The sequence below is a fragment of the Pseudomonas sp. ASL7 genome (assembly GCF_056680375.1).
Genome location: NZ_CM155279.1, coordinates 5,629,037 through 5,647,162, shown reverse-complemented (window position 1 = coordinate 5,647,162; position 18,126 = coordinate 5,629,037). Strand labels below are relative to the sequence as shown.

Sequence of the window (18,126 nt, the reverse complement as noted above, 5' to 3'; positions counted from 1 at the left end):
GCACCGGTGCGGGCAAATGCCTGACCGAATTAATTAATTTTGTAGCGTCGGCGCAATCCACGCAAACCAAAGCTGATCCATGGCCAGAGCAGCGCACTGACCAATGCTGGAAGCACCAGTGCCAGCGTCGGCTGACGATTGCCGGTCAAGGCGCTGAGCCAAAGTTGAACCAGCTGCGCGAGGCCGAAAATCACCAGAATCACCAGGCACTGTTGCCACATCGGGAACATGCGCAGGCGCTGCTGCAACGACAGCACCAGAAACGTAATGAGTGTCAGGATCAACGCGTTCTGACCCAGTAGGGTGCCGTAGAGCACGTCTTCAGCCAGGCCCAGGCACCACGCGGTGACCATGCCGACTTTCTGCGGCAAGGCCAACGCCCAGAATGCCAGCAGCAAGGCCAGCCATAGCGGACGGAGGATTTCCATGAATTGCGGCAGCGGTGAAACGCTGAGTAGCAGACCGACGGCAAACGTCAGCCAGACTATCCAGCCGTTTCGGGATGAAGTAGCACCCGGCATTATTCTCGTCCCCCAGTGGTCGCCGGCACGGTGACAGGCGGTTTGGCAGCGGGCTTGGCGGCAGCGGGTTGAGCTGCTGGCGGCTTGGCCGACGCAGGTGGCTTGGTCGCGGCAGGTTTCGCAGCGCCATGAGTGGCCGCCGGCTTGGCCGGAGTGGTAACGGCAGGTGCAGCAGGTGCAGCAGGTGCGCCTGCTGCAGGAGCTGCAGGCGCAACGGCAGCCGGGACGAGGGCCGGTTTCGGCACGGTCGCCGGGATCATCGGCCCACCGCCGTGCTGGTCCAGCGCTTCCTGGGCCTGGGCAGCGTCGTTGGCACGCTCTTCGGCGGTGCGACCATCGCTGAACACCAGCAGCAGGTAACGGCTGCGGTTAAGGGCTGCAGTCGGCACGGCGCGGACAATGGCAAACGGCTGACCGGAATCGTGGATCACCTCCTTGACCGTTGCCACCGGGTAACCCGCCGGGAAACGCTGACCCAAGCCAGAGCTGACCAGCAGATCGCCTTCCTTGATATCGGCAGTGTCGGCCACGTGGCGCAGTTCGAGACGTTCCGGGTTCCCGGTGCCGCTGGCAATCGCCCGCAGGCCGTTGCGGTTCACCTGCACCGGAATGCTGTGAGTGGTGTCGGTCAGCAGCAGTACGCGGGAGGTGTAGGGCATCAACTCGACCACCTGCCCCATCAGGCCACGGGCATCGAGCACCGGCTGGCCGAGGACCACACCGTCGCGCTCACCTTTATTGATGATGATGCGGTGGGTAAAGGGATTGGGGTCCATGCCGATCAATTCGGCCACTTCGACCTTCTCGTTGACCAGCGCGGAGGAGTTGAGCAACTCGCGCAGCCGTACGTTCTGCTCGGTGAGGGCGGCCAGCTTTTGCATGCGCCCCTGCAATAGCAGGTTTTCGGTTTTGAGTTTTTCGTTTTCGGCAACGAGCTCGGTACGGCTGCCAAATTGGCTGGCCACACCTTGCCACAGCCGCTGCGGTAGGTCGGTGATCCAGTAAGACTGCATCAGTACCAGCGACATCTGGCTACGCACTGGCTTGAGCAGTGTGAAGCGGGCATCGACCACCATCAGCGCGACCGATAGCACGACCAGCACTAATACGCGCACGCCCAATGAGGGGCCTTTGGTGAAAAGCGGTTTAATAAGCCGCTCCTCCCAGGCAAATGTGTTCTTTATTCATACGGCATCAAACCGGCCTGGATGCAGACTGACAGAAGATAAACGCCAACAGGCAGCACTGCAAAGTGCTGCCTGCGCGCTCAACAGCATAGGTGCATCGGGCGAGATCACTCGCTCGATAGCAGGTCCATGGTGTGCTTATCCATCATTTCCAAGGCACGACCACCGCCGCGAGCGACGCAGGTCAGCGGGTCTTCGGCAACGATGACCGGCAGTCCGGTTTCCTGGGCCAGCAGCTTGTCGAGGTCGCGCAGCAAGGCGCCACCACCGGTCAGTACCAAACCACGCTCGGCGATATCGGAAGCCAGTTCCGGAGGCGATTGCTCCAGGGCACTTTTCACAGCCTGAACGATGGTGGCCAGCGACTCTTGCAGAGCTTCCAGCACTTCATTGGAGTTCAGGGTGAATGCGCGTGGAACGCCTTCGGCCAGGTTACGGCCGCGCACGTCGACTTCACGAACTTCGCCGCCCGGGTAGGCCGTACCGATTTCCTGCTTGATGCGCTCGGCGGTGGATTCGCCGATCAGGCTGCCGTAGTTGCGACGCACGTAAGTGATGATCGCTTCGTCGAAACGGTCGCCGCCAACCCGTACGGATTCGGCGTAGACCACACCGTTCAGGGAGATCAGTGCGATTTCAGTGGTACCGCCACCGATATCGACAACCATCGAACCGCGCGCTTCTTCAACCGGCAGGCCGGCACCGATCGCAGCGGCCATCGGCTCTTCGATCAGGAATACTTCGCGGGCACCGGCACCGAGGGCCGATTCACGGATGGCACGACGCTCAACCTGGGTGGATTTGCACGGAACGCAGATCAGCACGCGAGGGCTAGGCTGCAGGAAGCTGTTTTCGTGAACCTTGTTGATGAAATATTGCAGCATCTTTTCGCAGACGCTGAAGTCGGCGATCACGCCGTCTTTCATCGGACGAATGGCAGCGATGTTGCCTGGCGTTCGGCCGAGCATGCGCTTGGCTTCGGTGCCGACAGCAACGACACTTTTCTGGTTACCGTGTGTCCGAATAGCCACAACGGAGGGCTCATTCAGGACGATACCGCGCTCGCGCACGTAAATAAGGGTGTTGGCAGTGCCCAGGTCAATGGAAAGATCGCTGGAAAACATGCCACGCAGTTTCTTGAACATGGGAAAGGGACCCTAGGCAACGCGTGGGTAAAAAAGTGCGGCAAACTCTAACAACGACAGGGATTTTGGGCAAGGCGCCAATATGTTAAATTGGCCGCTTTTCTGTGCACCAACCCCCACAATCGCGGCCTTATGACCGTAGAAATGCGGTAGTGTTCCGACAATCTAACACACGGACGCCGTCCGTTCTGTTTTCCACTGGAGATTCCCATGGCGCTTGAACGCTCCGACGTGGAAAAAATCGCTCATCTGGCCTGCCTTGGCCTCAATGATGCCGATCTTCCACACATCACTTCGGCCCTGAACAGCATCCTCGGGCTAGTCGACGAAATGCAGGCGGTCAATACCGACGGTATCGAGCCGCTCGCCCACCCACTGGAAGCCAACCAGCGCCTGCGTGCAGACGTCGTGACCGAGACCAATCATCGCGAGGCCTATCAATCCATCGCGCCATCGGTCGAAAACGGCCTGTACCTGGTTCCGAAAGTCATCGACTAAAGGGAAAGAGCCTGCAATGCATCAATTGACTCTGGCCGAGATCGCTCGCGGACTCGCCGATAAAAAGTTTTCTTCCGAAGAGCTGACCAAGGTCCTGCTGGCGCGTATCGCCCAGCTCGATCCGCAGCTCAACAGCTTCATCAGCCTCACCGAAGACCTGGCGCTCCAGCAGGCGAAAGCCGCTGACGCACGCCGGGCCAAGGGTGAGAGCGGTGCCCTGCTCGGCGCGCCGATCGCCCACAAAGACCTGTTCTGCACCCAAGGCATCCGCACCAGCTGTGGCTCGAAGATGCTCGACAACTTTAAAGCCCCGTACGACGCCACCGTGGTTGCCAAGCTGGCCGCTGCTGGCGCGGTAACGCTCGGCAAGACCAACATGGACGAATTCGCCATGGGTTCGGCCAACGAGTCGAGCTACTACGGCGCCGTGAAAAACCCGTGGAACCTCGAACACGTTCCGGGCGGTTCGTCCGGTGGCTCCGCGGCTGCCGTTGCCGCTCGTCTGTTGCCGGCGGCGACCGGCACCGACACGGGCGGTTCAATCCGTCAGCCCGCCGCACTGACCAACCTCACGGGCCTGAAACCGACGTACGGTCGCGTTTCGCGCTGGGGCATGATCGCTTACGCCTCCAGCCTCGATCAGGGCGGCCCATTGGCGCGCACCGCCGAAGACTGCGCCATCCTGCTGCAAGGCATGGCCGGTTTCGACCCACAGGACTCCACCAGCATCGACGAGCCAGTGCCTGATTACAGCGCCAGCCTCAACGGTTCGCTGCAAGGCCTGCGCATCGGCGTACCGAAGGAATATTTCAGCGCCGGTCTTGACCCGCGCATCGCCGAGCTGATCCACAACAGCGTCAAGGAACTGGAAAAGCTCGGTGCCGTGGCCAAGGAAATCAGCCTGCCGAACATGCAGCACGCCATTCCTGCGTACTACGTGATTGCCCCGGCGGAAGCCTCGTCCAACCTGTCGCGTTTCGACGGTGTGCGTTTCGGCTACCGCTGCGAAGACCCGAAAAACCTGATCGACCTGTATAAACGCTCCCGTGGCGAAGGTTTCGGCCCGGAAGTACAGCGCCGGATCATGGTCGGTGCCTACGCGCTGTCGGCCGGTTACTACGACGCCTACTACCTGAAGGCGCAGAAGATCCGCCGCCTGATCAAGAACGACTTCATGGCTGCGTTTAACGAGGTCGATATCATCCTCGGCCCAACCACGCCGAACCCGGCCTGGAAGCTCGGTGCCAAAAACAGCGACCCGGTCGCTGCGTACCTGGAAGACGTCTACACCATCACCGCCAACCTCGCGGGTCTGCCGGGCTTATCCATGCCTGCCGGTTTCGTCGACGGCCTGCCGGTCGGCGTGCAGCTGCTTGCCCCGTATTTCCAGGAAGGTCGCCTGTTGAACGTTGCCCATCAGTATCAGCTCAACACTGACTGGCACACCCGCACCCCAACCGGCTTCTGAGGAGAAACACATGCAATGGGAAGTCGTGATCGGGCTGGAGATTCATACCCAGCTCACCACCCGGTCGAAAATCTTTTCCGGTAGCTCCACCACGTTCGGTTCCGAGCCGAACACCCAGGCCAGCCTGGTAGACCTGGGCATGCCCGGCGTACTGCCGGTGCTGAACCAGGAAGCGGTGCGCATGGCTGTGATGTTCGGTCTCGCCATCGATGCCGAGATCGGCCAGCACAACGTGTTCGCCCGTAAAAACTATTTCTACCCCGACCTGCCGAAGGGCTACCAGATCAGCCAGATGGAATTGCCGATCGTCGGCAAGGGCCACCTGGACATCGCCTTGGAAGACGGCACGGTCAAACGCGTCGGCATCACCCGCGCGCACCTGGAAGAAGACGCCGGTAAAAGCCTGCACGAAGAATTCACCGGTGCCACCGGTATCGACCTGAACCGTGCCGGCACACCGCTGCTGGAAATCGTTTCCGAGCCGGACATGCGCAGCGCCAAGGAAGCCGTGGCTTACGTCAAGGCGGTCCATGCGCTGGTGCGCTACCTCGGCATCTGCGATGGCAACATGGCCGAAGGCTCGCTGCGTTGCGACTGCAACGTGTCGATCCGTCCAAAGGGCCAGGCCGAATTCGGCACACGCTGCGAGATCAAGAACGTCAACTCGTTCCGTTTCATCGAGAAGGCGATCAACACCGAAGTGCAGCGTCAGATCGAACTGATCGAAGACGGCGGCAAAGTGATCCAGCAGACTCGCCTGTACGATCCGAACAAGGACGAAACCCGTCCGATGCGCAGCAAAGAGGAAGCCAACGACTACCGTTACTTCCCGGATCCGGACCTGCTGCCAGTGGTCATCGAAGACTCGTTCCTCAACGACGTGCGCGCCACCCTGCCGGAACTGCCACCGCAGAAACGCGAGCGCTTCCAGGCGCAGTTCGGCCTGTCGGTCTACGACGCCAGCGTCCTGGCCACCAGTCGCGAGCAAGCCGATTACTTCGAGAAAGTCGTGAGCATCGGCGGTGATGCCAAACTGGCGGCCAACTGGGTAATGGTTGAGCTGGGCAGCCTGTTGAACAAACAGGGCCTGGACATCGACCAGTCACCGGTCTCGGCCGAGCAACTGGGCGGCATGCTGCTGCGCATCACCGACAACACCATCTCCGGCAAAATCGCCAAAGTGGTGTTTGAAGCCATGGCCAACGGCGAAGGCAGTGCGGACGAGATCATCGACAAGCGCGGCCTGAAGCAAGTCACCGACACGGGCGCGATCTCGGCGGTGCTGGATGAAATGCTCGCGGCCAACGCGGAACAGGTTGAACAGTACCGCGCGGCAGACGAAGCCAAACGCGGCAAGATGTTCGGCTTCTTCGTCGGCCAGGCCATGAAAGCTTCAAAAGGCAAGGCGAACCCGCAACAGGTTAACGAACTGCTGAAAAGCAAGCTCGAAGGCTGATGAGCATGGAGCCAGATTTAATGCCTGGCTCAAATCCTTGTAGGAGCGAGCTTGCTCGCGATGGAGTATCAGCCGACATCAACTTAGCTGACACACCATCGCAAGCAAGCTTGCTCCTACAGTTGTTTCGGGGAAGCCTACTATGAAGCGTCTACTTGGCGCCTGCGCCCTGCTCTCGCTGCTGGCCGGTTGTGCGAGTAACGAAACCGTCGATCCGCACGGCTATGACAAGACCGGTATGGCGTCCTATTACGGGGCCAAACACCAAGGTAAACGCACCGCCAGCGGCGAGCGTTTCGACAAGAATTCTCTGACCGCCGCCCATCGCCAGTTGCCATTCGGTACGCGGGTGAAGGTCACCAATCTGAACAACGACAAGTCCTGCGTCGTCCGTATCAACGATCGCGGGCCTCACACTCGTGGACGGCTGATCGACCTGTCTCATGAGGCAGCCGAGAAGTTGGGCATGCTGGGCAGTGGCACCGCACGGGTTCGTGTACAAGCCCTCGACAACTGAACGCCGGAGCCCCGACTATTTTCGGACTTGCCGATATACCGCTGCTCAGCGTGATTGAATTGCTCAGCGGCTTGTTTCTATTGATCGCCGGCGCCGAGCTGATGGTGCGCGCCGCCGTGCGCCTCGCCGCGCGCCTGCATGTGCGGCCGCTGATCATCGGCCTGACGATTGTCGCCCTCGGCAGCAGCGCGCCGCAAATGGCAGTCAGCCTGCAAGCCACCCTGGCGCAAAACGCCGACATCGCCGTCGGCAGCGTGATCGGCAGCAGCATTTTCAACATCCTCGTCACCCTTGGGCTCTCGGCGCTGATCATTCCGCTACGGGTTTCACGGCAATTGGTGCGCCTGGATATTCCACTGATGATCGGCGCCAGCCTGCTGGTGTTCGTCCTGGCGTGGAATGAAGAATTGTCCCGGACAGACGGGATAATCCTGCTGGCCGCCCTGGCGCTGTGTCTGGGCTTGTTGCTGCGCCAGTCGCGGCACTCGGCCCGCCCGCAATCCAGTGCTCAGGAAGGCCACCAAGTGCCCTGGGTCAGCAGCCTGCTGATGATCATCGGCGGATTGGCGATGCTGATCTACGCCGGGCACTTGTTGCTGGGCGCGGCGGTTTCGGTCGCCACCGACCTGGGGCTATCGGAGCGGATCATCGGCTTGACCATCGTCGCCATCAGCACCTCACTGCCAGAGTTGGCCACTTCGTTGATCGCGGCATTGCGCGGTCAACGGGAAATCGCCGTGGGCAACGTGATCGGCAGCAACCTGTTCAATCTCTTGGGCGTGCTCGGCGTGACCGCGCTGATCGCACCGTCGCCGCTATCGGTATCGCCCAACGCCCTGGATTTCGACCTGCCGGTGATGCTCGGTGTCGCGACGCTGTGCCTGCCGGTGTTCTATTCCGGGTACCGGGTGACTCGCGCCGAAGGCCTGCTGTTTTTGGGGTTGTACCTGGCTTACGGTCTGCACGTGGTGTCGTTCACCACCGGCATGCCACTGGCCGGCAAGCTTGAACACCTGATGCTGTTTTTCGTCCTGCCGGCGCTGGTGGCGTTTTTGCTGTTCACGTCGCTGCGCGCCTGGCGTCGCCAACACCACAAGAAGGAATTGCCATGACCGACAATAAAAAGCCCGGCGTTGAAGTGCGCCGCCAAGTGATGGGTGACGCCTTCGTCGACCGCGCACTGGGCAATGCCACCGAGTTCACCCAGCCATTGCAGGACTTCGTCAATGAACACGCCTGGGGCGGCGTGTGGAATCGCGAAGGCTTGCCACTCAAAACCCGCAGCCTGATCACCCTCGCCGCACTGACTGCGCTGAAGTGCCCGCAAGAATTGAAAGGTCACGTGCGGGGTGCGCTGAACAATGGCTGCACCGTGGAAGAGATTCGCGAAGCGCTGCTGCATTGCGCGGTGTACGCCGGCGTACCGGCAGCGATCGATGCATTTCGGGCGGCTCAGGAAGTGATTGATACCTACCAGAAGCCGGAGTAACAACCTGACAATTGCAGTGATTGTAAGATTGCTTTCGCGAGCAGGCTCGCTCCCACAGGGGAATGCATTCCAAATGTGGGAGCGAGCCTGCTCGCGAAGAGGCCCGATAAAACACTGCAAATCCTGAAGTCAGATCCACCCGCCCCACTGCAACAAAAAGATCCCCATGTTGGTGGTGACCGCCGCCATCAATGTGGTGATCACGATGATCGCTGCCGCCAGCTCATGATTGCCATTGGCCTGACGGGCCATGACAAAACTGGCGGCGGCGGTCGGGCTGCCGAAGTACAGAAACAGAATCCCCAGTTCCGCCCCACGAAAGCCCCACAGCCATGCCCCCAGGGTTGCCAGCACCGGCAGGCCGATCATCTTCACCAGGCTTGAGCTCAGCGCCATGTTGCCGCTTTCGCGCAACGCCGCCAGCGACAACGTGCCGCCGATGCAGATCAGCGCCAACGGCAACGTGGTTTGCGCCAGATACTGGCCGGACGTTTCCAGCCAACCCGGCAAGCCGATCTGGAAATACGCAAACGGCGCCGCCGCAATCACGCTGATGATCAACGGGTTGATCATCACACTTTTGAAAATGCTCCACGGGTCGGACTTGATCACCGGGCTGTACACCGCCAGCACAATGGTCGACAGCGTGTTGTACAACAGGATCACCAGCGCAGCGAGAATCGCCCCGAGGGAAATCCCGTAATCGCCGTACATGCTCGCGGCCAGCGCGAGACCGATGACGCCGTTGTTACCGCGAAAGGCGCCCTGGGTGTAAATCCCCCGGTCTTCTCGCGGGCACTTCCAGATCGCCCAGCACCAGGCAATGGCGAAACACACCAGGGTCGCGACCGAGAAGTAGATCAGTAGCGCGGGTTGCAACGCGGCGTGCAGGTCGGCATGCAGGATGCCCAGAAACAGCAACGCCGGCATGGTGACGTTGAACACCAGGGCCGACGCTGTGTGGATGAAGTTGTCGTTGATCCAATCGATGCGCTTGAGCAGCACCCCCAGAAACAGCATGGCAAACACCGGCGCGGTGATGTTCAGGGTTTCGAGGAAGATAGCCAGCATGCAGGGGGGGAACCTTGGGTGAGCGTCGTTAGGGGGCTAATGATAAGCCACCCGAGGCGTTGGCGTCTGGTAGACCGCCTTCGCGAGCAGGCTCGCTCCCACAGTGATCTTCGGTGCTCACACAATTTGTGCAACAAAGAAGCTCCCCTGTGGGAGCGAGCTTGCTCGCGATGCAGGCGACTCGGTCTTACGTGATCGGCGCCGGGTTGAACAGCGTGATGTCGTTATGCAGCTTATGCTGCTCCGCCCACGTCTGCTTCTTGCCGCTGGCCACGTCCAGGTAGTAGTGGAACAACTCCCAGCCGAGATCCTCAATAGACGCCCGCCCGGTCGCAATCCGCCCGGCATCAATGTCGATCAAATCCGGCCAGCGTTGCGCCAACTCGGTCCGGGTCGATACCTTCACCACCGGCGCCATCGCCAAACCGTAAGGCGTGCCGCGCCCAGTGGTAAATACATGCAGGTTCATTCCTGCCGCCAACTGCAACGTCCCGCAGACAAAGTCACTGGCCGGGGTCGCACAGAAAATCAGCCCTTTGCGCTTGAAACGTTCGCCAGGGCCCAGCACGCCGTTGATGGCGCTGCTGCCGGATTTAACGATCGACCCGAGAGACTTCTCGACAATGTTCGACAACCCGCCCTTCTTGTTCCCCGGCGTGGTGTTGGCGCTGCGATCCGCTTCGCCTTTGGCCAGGTAACGGTCGTACCAGTCCATTTCCCGCACCAGTTCCTGGGCGACTTCTTTGGTTTGCGCCCGGGAAGTCAGCAGATAAATCGCGTCACGCACTTCGGTGACTTCGGAAAACAGCACGGTTGCGCCAGCCCGTAGCAGCAGGTCGGAAGCAAAACCCAGCGCCGGGTTGGCGGTGATGCCGGAGAACGCATCGCTGCCACCGCACTGCATGCCGAGGATCAGCTCGGAGGCCGGCACGGTTTCCCGACGACGCTGATCGAGTTTCTTCAAACGGGTCTCGGCCAGCGCCATGATCTGCTCGATCATCTCGGTGAAACCATGACTCGAATCCTGCAAGCGATACAGCCATGGATCGCTCAAGTCCACTGAACTGTCGTTTTCGTGCATCACTTGCCCGGCCTGCAATTTCTCGCAGCCCAGGCTGATCACCAACGCTTCGCCCCCCAGGTTCGGGTTGCGCGCCAGGTTGCGCACGGTACGGATCGGGATGTAGGCGTCGGTGGCGGTGATGGCCACGCCACAGCCGTAACTGTGGGTCAGTGCGACCACGTCATCGACGTTCGGGTACTTGGGCAGCAATTCATCCTTGATACGCTTGACCGCATGAGCAAGCACACCGGTCACGCACTGAACCGTCGTGGTGATGCCAAGAATGTTGCGCGTGCCGACGGTGCCGTCGGCGTTGCGATACCCCTCGAACGTAAAGCCTTCCAGCGGTGCTTGCGCGGCCGGCACTTCGGTGGACAGCGGCAGGCTGTCCAGCGGTGGCGCGGTGGGCATGCGCAGTTGATCTTCCTTGACCCAGCTGCCGCGCGGAATCGGCTGCAGCGCGTAGCCAATGGTCTGGCCGTAACGAATCACCTGGCCACCCTCGGGAATGTCTTCCAGGGTGACCTTGTGGCTCTGCGGCACGAAGTCCACGGTGACCAGCCCGTCTGGAAACTCGGTGCCGGCCGGCACGCCTTGGTCATTGACCACGATCACTACGTTGTCCCGCTCGTGCAGGCGGATGTAGCGCGGCGAGTCGGAATGTTCAATCAATTGCATGACGCCGCTCCTCAGGAATGCGCTTGAGATAACTTGTTATTTGTTTCAGGACCGTTGATGGGCGGTTCCTGGAGTACCACACGTTTAATCGGGCCGACGATCACCAGGTAGCTGAACACCGCGACCAGTGCGTTGCAACCGACAAACACCAGCGCCCATTTGAACGAGCCGGTAGAGCTGATGATGTAGCCGATGACGATCGGGGTGGTGATCGAAGCGATATTGCCGAACATGTTGAACAGGCCACCACTCAAACCGGCAATCTGCTTCGGTGAAGTGTCCGAGACAACCGCCCAGCCCAGTGCGCCCACGCCTTTACCGAAGAACGCCAGGGCCATGAAGCCGACAACCACCCATTCAACGTCAACGTAGTTGCAGGCAACGATGGTGGTCGACAGTAACAAACCGCCGATGATTGGCGCTTTGCGGGCGAACGTCAGGGAGCGGCCCTTGCGCAGTAAATAGTCGGAAATGATGCCGCCGAGCACCCCGCCGATGAACCCGCAGATCGCCGGCAACGAGGCGATGAAACCCGCCTTGAGGATCGTCATGCCGCGCTCTTGCACCAGATAAACCGGGAACCAGGTCAGGAAAAAATAAGTGATGCCATTGATGCAGTATTGGCCCAGGTACACGCCGAGCATCATGCGGTTGGTGAGCAACTGACGCACGTAACCCCACTTCGGGCCGTCGGCGCGCTGGCCTTTGCCGTTGCTTTTATCCTGATCCATGTCGACCAGACCGCCATTGTCGGCGATGTGTTTGAACTCGGCCTCGTTGATCATCGGGTGTTGACGCGGACTGTGGATAACTTTTAGCCAGATCAGCGAGAACACAACACCAATGCCACCCATGACCACGAACACATGCTGCCAGCCGAAGGTGTAGACGATCCAGCCCATCAGCGGTGCAAACAACACGGTGGCGAAGTATTGAGCCGAGTTGAAGATCGCCGATGCCGTACCGCGTTCAGCCGTCGGGAACCAGGCCGCCACAATGCGCGCGTTGCCAGGAAACGATGGCGCTTCGGCCAGGCCCACCAAAAAGCGCAGCATGAACAGCGCAACGATTGCCGTCGACATACCAAACTCGCCGACATAACCCTGCAGCACGGTGAACAACGACCAGGTGAAAATGCTCAGCGCGTAGATTTTTTTCGAGCCAAAACGGTCCAGTAACCAGCCACCGGGAATTTGCCCGGCCACGTAGGCCCAACCGAACGCAGAGAAAATATAACCGAGGGTGACCGCGTCGATGCCGAGGTCTTTTTGCAGGTTGGAGCCCGCAATCGCGATAGTGGCCCGGTCGGCGTAGTTGATCGTGGTCACCAGAAACAGCATGAGCAAAATCAAATAGCGGACGTGGGTCGGCTTGGTCGCTTGCATGGTGGATGTACTCCCACTGATTATTTTTATGCGCGGGTGAAACTGTTTATTCCCCTGTAGGAGCAGCCGGTCGACGCTCGATTGCTCGCGATGGTGGTCAACGATGACGCGGGGCATCAGGTAGAGCGCCGCGTCCTCAAGACCATCGCGAGCAAGCTCGCTCCTACAGGGAGGTGTTGCGTATTACGAGCCGATGTAAGAGGTTTTCACCACGGTGTAGAACTCTTGTGCGTAGCGACCTTGTTCGCGGGATCCATAGGACGAACCTTTACGCCCGCCGAATGGAACGTGGTAGTCCACGCCCGCCGTCGGCAGATTGACCATCACCATCCCGGCCTGAGAATGACGTTTGAAGTGGTTGGCGTACTTCAGCGACGTCGTGGCGATGCCCGCCGACAGACCGAATTCGGTGTCGTTGGCCATGGCCAGTGCGGCGTCGTAATCGGCGACGCGAACGACGTTGGCCACCGGGCCAAAAATCTCTTCGCGACTGATGCGCATTGCGGCTTCACTGTCGGCAAACAGCGTTGGCGCGAGGTAGTAGCCCTCGGTATCGCAGGTCACCAAACCACCGCCGCTGACCAGACGCGCACCTTCGGACTGGCCGATGTCGATGTACTTCAGGTCCTGTTCAAGCTGCGCCTGGGAAACCACTGGACCGATGTCGGTACCGGTTTTCAGGGCGTGACCGACCTTGATCGACTGCATGCGCTCCGCCATCGCTGCGACGAACCGGTCATGGATGCCGGCGGTGACGATGAAACGGCTCGATGCGGTGCAACGCTGACCGGTGGAGTAGAACGCGCTCTGTACCGACAGCTCGACCGCTTGCTTGAGGTCGGCATCGTCGAGAATGATCTGTGGGTTCTTGCCGCCCATTTCCAACTGAACCTTGGCCTGGCGCGAGACACAGCTAACGGCGATCTGACGACCCACACCGACGGAACCGGTGAAGCTGATGCCATCCACTTTCGGGCTCTGAACCAGTGCATCGCCAACCACTCGACCGCTGCCCATCACCAGGTTGAACACGCCGGCCGGGAAGCCTGCGCGGGAGATGATGTCGGCCAGCGCCCAGGCGCAACCCGGAACCAGATCAGCCGGTTTCAACACGACGCAGTTGCCGTAGGCCAGGGCCGGGGCGATTTTCCACGCGGGGATTGCAATCGGGAAGTTCCACGGCGTGATCAGGCCGACAACGCCCAGCGCTTCGCGCGTCACTTCAACGTTCACACCCGGACGTACCGACGGCAGGTAGTCGCCGGACAGACGCAGGCATTCACCGGCGAAGAACTTGAAAATGTTACCGGCGCGAGTCACTTCGCCGATGGCTTCGGGCAGGGTCTTGCCCTCTTCCCGAGCCAGCAAGGTGCCGAGCTCTTCGCGGCGGGCGAGGATTTCAGTGCCGACTTTGTCCAGTGAATCGTGACGAGCCTGAATACCCGAAGTCGACCAGGCCGGGAACGCGGCGCGCGCGGCGTCGATGGCGGCATGGACCTGAGCCAGATCGGCTTTGGCGTATTCACCGATGGTATCGGTCAGCTCGGACGGGTTGATGTTGCTGCAATATTCACTGCCGGCAACCCATTCACCGTTGATGTAGTTATCGAAACGCTTTGCATCTGCCACGGGCTTTCCCCTAAAAAGAAGTCCTTACGCAAAAAGCCGCTGATTGCTCAGCGGCCTTGCTTAATCAGTGTTATTGCGCGCCTTGCTTGTCGATCAGCGCGGCGAGCATTTCGTACTCTTCGCCCGTCAGATCGGTCAGCGGCGCACGCACAGGACCGGCGTCATAGCCGGCAATTTTTGCCCCGGCCTTGACGATGCTCACCGCGTAGCCGGCTTTGCGGTTACGGATGTCCAGGTACGGCAGGAAGAAGTCATCGATGATCTTGCCGACGGTGGCATGATCATCGCGAGCAATAGCGTGGTAGAAATCCATCGCGGTTTTCGGGATGAAGTTGAACACCGCCGAGGAGTAAACCGGTACGCCCAACGCCTTGTAGGCAGCGGCGTACACTTCGGCGGTCGGCAAACCACCCAGGTAGCTGAAGCGGTCACCGAGGCGGCGACGGATCGACACCATCAACTCGATATCGCCCAGGCCATCCTTGTAGCCGATCAGGTTCGGGCAGCGCTCGGCCAGACGTTCCAGCAACGGAGCCGTCAGGCGGCAGACGTTACGGTTGTAAACCACGACGCCGATTTTTACCGATTTGCACACGGCCTCAACGTGGGCGGCAACGCCGTCCTGGCTGGCTTCAGTCAGGTAGTGCGGCAGCAGCAACAGGCCCTTGGCGCCCAGACGCTCGGCTTCCTGCGCGTATTCGATGGCTTGACGAGTAGAACCACCCACACCGGCCAGAATCGGCACACTGGTTTCGCAGGTGTCGACGGCGGTCTTGATGATTTCCGAATATTCGCTGGCCGCCAGAGAGAAGAACTCACCGGTGCCGCCCGCAGCGAACAACGCCGTGGCGCCGTAGGGGGCCAGCCATTCGAGACGTTTGATGTAGCCCGCGCGATGGAAATCGCCCTGAGCATTGAAGTCGGTCACCGGGAAGGACAACAGACCGGAAGAGAGGATGGACTTCAGTTCTTGTGGATTCATTATTCGAACACCCTGGGTAGCAACGTGTGTGAGAAATGCATTCAGCCTGCGGCCGAGTTGTAAGTCATCGTACAACTTAAAATACAACCGTCAACTGCATTTCATCGCCGGGGCGCAAATTTCATGTGGGGTGAGTAGTGGCAAGACAGGCATTCAGACAGGCAAACGCCTCCGCAGAGCCTGTGCGGCCGCAGTGGTACGTTGTCAGAAGATTGAGTAGGGTTAAAAGAAAGTAAGGGGAATGACTGATGGCCCCATCGCGAGCAAGCTCGCTCCCACAGTTGATCTGTGTCGTTCACAAACCTTGTGGGAGCGAGCTTGCTCGCGATGGCGGTCTGAAAGGCAATAAATGACTTCGCCTGGAACCTAGCCGCGCTGCGCCTCGGCTTCTTCATGGGCATGACGCAACCGCTCACGGCTGTTGGTCAGGTGCAATCGCATCGCGGCCCGCGCCGCATCGGAATCCTGGCGGGCAATCGCGTCATAAATTTCCTCGTGCTCACGGCTCAGACGATTCATGTAGTGCTGCTGGTCGTCATGGGCCAGGCGCGCCGAGTTGAGACGGGTGCGCGGAATGATGCTGGTGCCCAGGTGGGTCATGATGTCGGTGAAGTAGCGGTTGCCGGTCGCCAGTGCAATTTGCAGGTGAAACTGGAAGTCCGAGGCCACGGCATCACTGGCGTGGGAGGCGCTTTCATTCAGCGCGTCCAGGGCGGCGCGCATCAACGCCAGCTGCTCGGTGCTGCGACGTTGCGCCGCGAGGCCGGCAGACTCCACTTCGAGGCTGATGCGCAGTTCGAGGATCGCCAACACGTCACGCAGGGTCACCACGGTCGCCGGGTCGATCCGGAAACCGCTCGGGCTCGGGGTATCGAGCACGAAAGTGCCGATGCCGTGGCGGGTTTCCACCTGCCCGGCGGCCTGCAAACGGGAAATCGCTTCGCGCACCACGGTGCGGCTGACGCCATGGGCATCCATGATCGCCGACTCGGTAGGCAATTTGTCGCCGCGCTTGAGGTGGCCGTCGCGGATCTGCTCGGACAGCACCGTCACCAGTTCCTGAGCGAGGCTGCGGCGCTTGCGAGGGAGGCGAGGTGCGTCGATCGGGTTTTCCATGGTGAACGTCTTACTCGAAAAAATCGGCTGAAACCGCATCATATCTCATGCGGGTTGTACGATCACTCTGCCCTTTGTAGGAGCGAGCTTGCTCGCGATGGAGGCTAACGATAACGCGTGCTTTTTGAATAAACGCGGCGCTTTCGGGTCCATCGCGAGCAAGCTCGCTCCTACAGAAGAGGGGGTGATCAGGCGGTGACGGCTTGATCCACCAGGTGACCATTGTCGATACGAATGTGCCGCGCATGGAAGCGCTTCAGGCTGCTGCGATGCCCGACGCTGACGATGCTCAGCCCCGGCAACTCATCGATCAACGCCTGATACAGCGACGCTTCGTCCTCTTCGTCCATCGCCGAGGTCGCCTCGTCCATGTACAGCCATTGCGGCGCATACAGCAGCGCACGAGCGAAGGCCAGACGTTGCTGCTCACCCGGCGACAACATGCGCTGCCAGTGATTGGCTTCGTCGAGACGGGCAACGAGGTGTGGCAGGCGACACGCTTCCAGCACATGAACGTAGCGCTCGTGCGTATAGGTATCGCCGGCCTGTGGATAACTCAGCACTTCACGCAAGGTGCCAATCGGCAGATACGGCTTTTGCGGCAGAAACAGATAACGCGCTGCCGGCAGACGAATGCTGCCATGGCCAGCCGGCCACAAATGGCCCATCGCCCGCAGCAAGGTCGACTTGCCGCTGCCGGAACGGCCGCTGAGCATCACCCGCTCGCCCTCTTCCACCGTCATGTCGGCGTTGGTCAGCAGGTGACGACCATCGGCCAAGTCGAGGCCCAGGTTGTGTATTTTCAGGTCCGAGCCTTGATTCTGTACGTCGATGGCCGGTTGGCGCTCTTCGTTATCGGTCATGGCCTGACGGAAACTCAGCAGACGATCACAGGTGGCACGCCAGGAGGCGAGGTCCTGGTACGCGCTGATAAACCAGCTGAAACTCTCCTGAACGTTGCCGAACGCCGAGCCGATTTGCATCAACTCACCGAGTTCGATCTTGCCCGAGAGGTAACGCGGCGCAGCGACAATGAACGGAAAGATGATGGCAGCCTGGGTGTAACCGGAGGTGAAGAAAGTCAGACGCTTGGACACCTTCATGATGTCCCAGAAGTTGTGCCAGACCATGCCGAAACGGTTGCTCAAGCGACGACTTTCATTGGGCTCGCCGTTGTACAGGGCAATACTTTCAGCATTCTCGCGAACCCGCACCATGGAGAAACGCAGGTCGGCTTCGAAGCGTTGTTGTTGGTTGTTCAGACCGATCAAGCGACGACCGATCAAATGCGTCAACCAACTGCCGACCGCGGCATAGACCACCACACACCAGAACATATAGCCGGGAATGGTAAAGCCCAATACTTCAATGCTGCCCGAGACGCCCCACAGGATGATCGAAAACGACACCAGGCTGACCACGTTGCGAATCAAACCAACGCCCAGGCTCAAGGTGTTCGAGGTGAAGTTATTGAGGTCTTCGGAAATCCGTTGGTCCGGGTTATCGGTGTAACCGCCCTGCTCCAACTGATAGTAATTCTTGTCGCCGAGCCAGCGGGCGAAATGTTTTTCGGTGAGCCACGCCCGCCAGCGGATGGTCAGCATCTGAGTCAGGTACAGCCGGTACACGGCCCCGACAATCGCCACTGCCGCAATCGCGCAGAAATACAGGATCAGCTGCCAGAACGCTGCTTCGTCCTTCTTCTGCAGGGCGTTGTAGAAATCCTTGTACCAGGTGTTAAACCACACCGAGATCCCCACGCTGATCAATGACAGCGCAATCACCGCGATCAGCAGCGTCCAGGCCATGACCTTTTCTTCACTGCGCCAGTAAGGAGTGGTTATCGCCCAGACTTTGCGAAAAAACTGCCCGCGCACAGCATCGTTGACCGCGGAATATTCAGCGTTCTGATTCATGGTTC

The 18,126-nt window shown here is 60.0% G+C and carries 16 protein-coding genes; 6 read left to right on the top strand and 10 right to left on the bottom strand.

Translation table 11 applies throughout. The features are described 5' to 3' along the window. Positions 1–29: 29 nt before the first annotated feature. The 3 genes from mreD to mreB all read right to left on the bottom strand — a co-directional run bounded on the left by mreD (position 30) and on the right by mreB (position 2,853). Complete coding sequence (gene mreD / locus AC1MDT_RS26020) at positions 30–521, bottom strand: rod shape-determining protein MreD (protein WP_414909289.1); 492 nt, start codon at positions 519–521, stop codon at positions 30–32. After that, positions 521–1,624: a rod shape-determining protein MreC gene (mreC, locus tag AC1MDT_RS26015; RefSeq protein ID WP_480422868.1), complete on the bottom strand. Its 1,104-nt coding sequence runs from the start codon at positions 1,622–1,624 to the stop codon at positions 521–523. The genes mreD and mreC overlap by 1 nt, the downstream gene beginning before the upstream one ends. Positions 1,625–1,815: 191 nt before the next feature. Then, positions 1,816–2,853, bottom strand: a complete 1,038-nt coding sequence (gene mreB, locus AC1MDT_RS26010) for a rod shape-determining protein MreB (protein WP_002555108.1) — start codon at positions 2,851–2,853, stop codon at positions 1,816–1,818. Between the two features lie 210 nt (positions 2,854–3,063). On the opposite strand from mreB, the gene gatC reads away from it, so the two are divergent. From gatC to AC1MDT_RS25980, 6 genes are all read left to right on the top strand, one after another. Further along, complete coding sequence (gatC, locus tag AC1MDT_RS26005; protein ID WP_480419575.1) at positions 3,064–3,351, top strand: Asp-tRNA(Asn)/Glu-tRNA(Gln) amidotransferase subunit GatC; 288 nt, start codon at positions 3,064–3,066, stop codon at positions 3,349–3,351. A 16-nt stretch (positions 3,352–3,367) separates the two neighbouring features. Continuing rightward, entirely contained in the window at positions 3,368–4,819 is a 1,452-nt protein-coding gene (gene gatA / locus AC1MDT_RS26000) for an Asp-tRNA(Asn)/Glu-tRNA(Gln) amidotransferase subunit GatA (protein WP_480419574.1), read from the top strand. 10 nt (positions 4,820–4,829) lie between these two features. Next, positions 4,830–6,275, top strand: a complete 1,446-nt coding sequence (gatB, locus tag AC1MDT_RS25995) for an Asp-tRNA(Asn)/Glu-tRNA(Gln) amidotransferase subunit GatB (protein ID WP_201114888.1) — start codon at positions 4,830–4,832, stop codon at positions 6,273–6,275. Positions 6,276–6,417: 142 nt separating this feature from the next. Continuing rightward, positions 6,418–6,792, top strand: a complete 375-nt coding sequence (locus AC1MDT_RS25990) for a septal ring lytic transglycosylase RlpA family protein (RefSeq protein ID WP_480419573.1) — start codon at positions 6,418–6,420, stop codon at positions 6,790–6,792. Between the two features lie 50 nt (positions 6,793–6,842). Continuing rightward, a complete protein-coding gene (locus AC1MDT_RS25985; RefSeq protein ID WP_480419572.1) occupies positions 6,843–7,904 on the top strand; it encodes a calcium/sodium antiporter in 1,062 nt (353 codons plus the stop codon). Further along, complete coding sequence (locus tag AC1MDT_RS25980) at positions 7,901–8,281, top strand: carboxymuconolactone decarboxylase family protein (RefSeq protein ID WP_095129461.1); 381 nt, start codon at positions 7,901–7,903, stop codon at positions 8,279–8,281. Before AC1MDT_RS25985 ends, AC1MDT_RS25980 begins: the two co-directional genes overlap by 4 nt. A gap of 129 nt (positions 8,282–8,410) precedes the next feature. On the opposite strand, the gene AC1MDT_RS25975 is transcribed toward AC1MDT_RS25980, so the two are convergent. The 7 genes from AC1MDT_RS25975 to AC1MDT_RS25945 all read right to left on the bottom strand — a co-directional run bounded on the left by AC1MDT_RS25975 (position 8,411) and on the right by AC1MDT_RS25945 (position 18,121). Continuing rightward, complete coding sequence (locus AC1MDT_RS25975) at positions 8,411–9,352, bottom strand: AEC family transporter (RefSeq protein WP_480419571.1); 942 nt, start codon at positions 9,350–9,352, stop codon at positions 8,411–8,413. Between the two features lie 187 nt (positions 9,353–9,539). After that, positions 9,540–11,093, bottom strand: coding sequence for a galactarate dehydratase (garD, locus tag AC1MDT_RS25970; protein ID WP_480419570.1), 1,554 nt, complete (start codon positions 11,091–11,093; stop codon positions 9,540–9,542). Positions 11,094–11,104: 11 nt separating this feature from the next. Beyond that, complete coding sequence (locus tag AC1MDT_RS25965; RefSeq protein ID WP_480419569.1) at positions 11,105–12,478, bottom strand: MFS transporter; 1,374 nt, start codon at positions 12,476–12,478, stop codon at positions 11,105–11,107. Positions 12,479–12,661: 183 nt separating this feature from the next. Next, positions 12,662–14,107 carry an aldehyde dehydrogenase family protein gene (locus AC1MDT_RS25960; RefSeq protein ID WP_480419568.1) on the bottom strand — a complete coding sequence of 482 codons (1,446 nt, stop codon included), beginning with the start codon at positions 14,105–14,107 and terminating at the stop codon, positions 12,662–12,664. Between the two features lie 70 nt (positions 14,108–14,177). Continuing rightward, entirely contained in the window at positions 14,178–15,089 is a 912-nt protein-coding gene (gene kdgD / locus AC1MDT_RS25955; protein ID WP_090175535.1) for a 5-dehydro-4-deoxyglucarate dehydratase, read from the bottom strand. A gap of 366 nt (positions 15,090–15,455) precedes the next feature. After that, complete coding sequence (locus AC1MDT_RS25950) at positions 15,456–16,205, bottom strand: FadR/GntR family transcriptional regulator (RefSeq protein ID WP_414909278.1); 750 nt, start codon at positions 16,203–16,205, stop codon at positions 15,456–15,458. A 188-nt stretch (positions 16,206–16,393) separates the two neighbouring features. Beyond that, positions 16,394–18,121 carry an ABC transporter ATP-binding protein/permease gene (locus AC1MDT_RS25945; RefSeq protein WP_480419567.1) on the bottom strand — a complete coding sequence of 576 codons (1,728 nt, stop codon included), beginning with the start codon at positions 18,119–18,121 and terminating at the stop codon, positions 16,394–16,396. Positions 18,122–18,126 lie beyond the last annotated feature (5 nt).

What these genes read in the sequence shown, in the direction of transcription:
- mreD (WP_414909289.1), bottom strand. Translation starts at nt 521, where the DNA reads ATGCCGGGTGCTACTTCATCCCGAAACGGCTGGATAGTCTGGCTGACG.
- mreB (WP_002555108.1), bottom strand. Translation starts at nt 2,853, where the DNA reads ATGTTCAAGAAACTGCGTGGCATGTTTTCCAGCGATCTTTCCATTGAC.
- gatC (WP_480419575.1), top strand. Translation starts at nt 3,064, where the DNA reads ATGGCGCTTGAACGCTCCGACGTGGAAAAAATCGCTCATCTGGCCTGC.
- gatA (WP_480419574.1), top strand. Translation starts at nt 3,368, where the DNA reads ATGCATCAATTGACTCTGGCCGAGATCGCTCGCGGACTCGCCGATAAA.
- gatB (WP_201114888.1), top strand. Translation starts at nt 4,830, where the DNA reads ATGCAATGGGAAGTCGTGATCGGGCTGGAGATTCATACCCAGCTCACC.
- AC1MDT_RS25990 (WP_480419573.1), top strand. Translation starts at nt 6,418, where the DNA reads ATGAAGCGTCTACTTGGCGCCTGCGCCCTGCTCTCGCTGCTGGCCGGT.
- AC1MDT_RS25980 (WP_095129461.1), top strand. Translation starts at nt 7,901, where the DNA reads ATGACCGACAATAAAAAGCCCGGCGTTGAAGTGCGCCGCCAAGTGATG.
- AC1MDT_RS25975 (WP_480419571.1), bottom strand. Translation starts at nt 9,352, where the DNA reads ATGCTGGCTATCTTCCTCGAAACCCTGAACATCACCGCGCCGGTGTTT.
- garD (WP_480419570.1), bottom strand. Translation starts at nt 11,093, where the DNA reads ATGCAATTGATTGAACATTCCGACTCGCCGCGCTACATCCGCCTGCAC.
- AC1MDT_RS25965 (WP_480419569.1), bottom strand. Translation starts at nt 12,478, where the DNA reads ATGCAAGCGACCAAGCCGACCCACGTCCGCTATTTGATTTTGCTCATG.
- kdgD (WP_090175535.1), bottom strand. Translation starts at nt 15,089, where the DNA reads ATGAATCCACAAGAACTGAAGTCCATCCTCTCTTCCGGTCTGTTGTCC.
- AC1MDT_RS25950 (WP_414909278.1), bottom strand. Translation starts at nt 16,205, where the DNA reads ATGGAAAACCCGATCGACGCACCTCGCCTCCCTCGCAAGCGCCGCAGC.
- AC1MDT_RS25945 (WP_480419567.1), bottom strand. Translation starts at nt 18,121, where the DNA reads ATGAATCAGAACGCTGAATATTCCGCGGTCAACGATGCTGTGCGCGGG.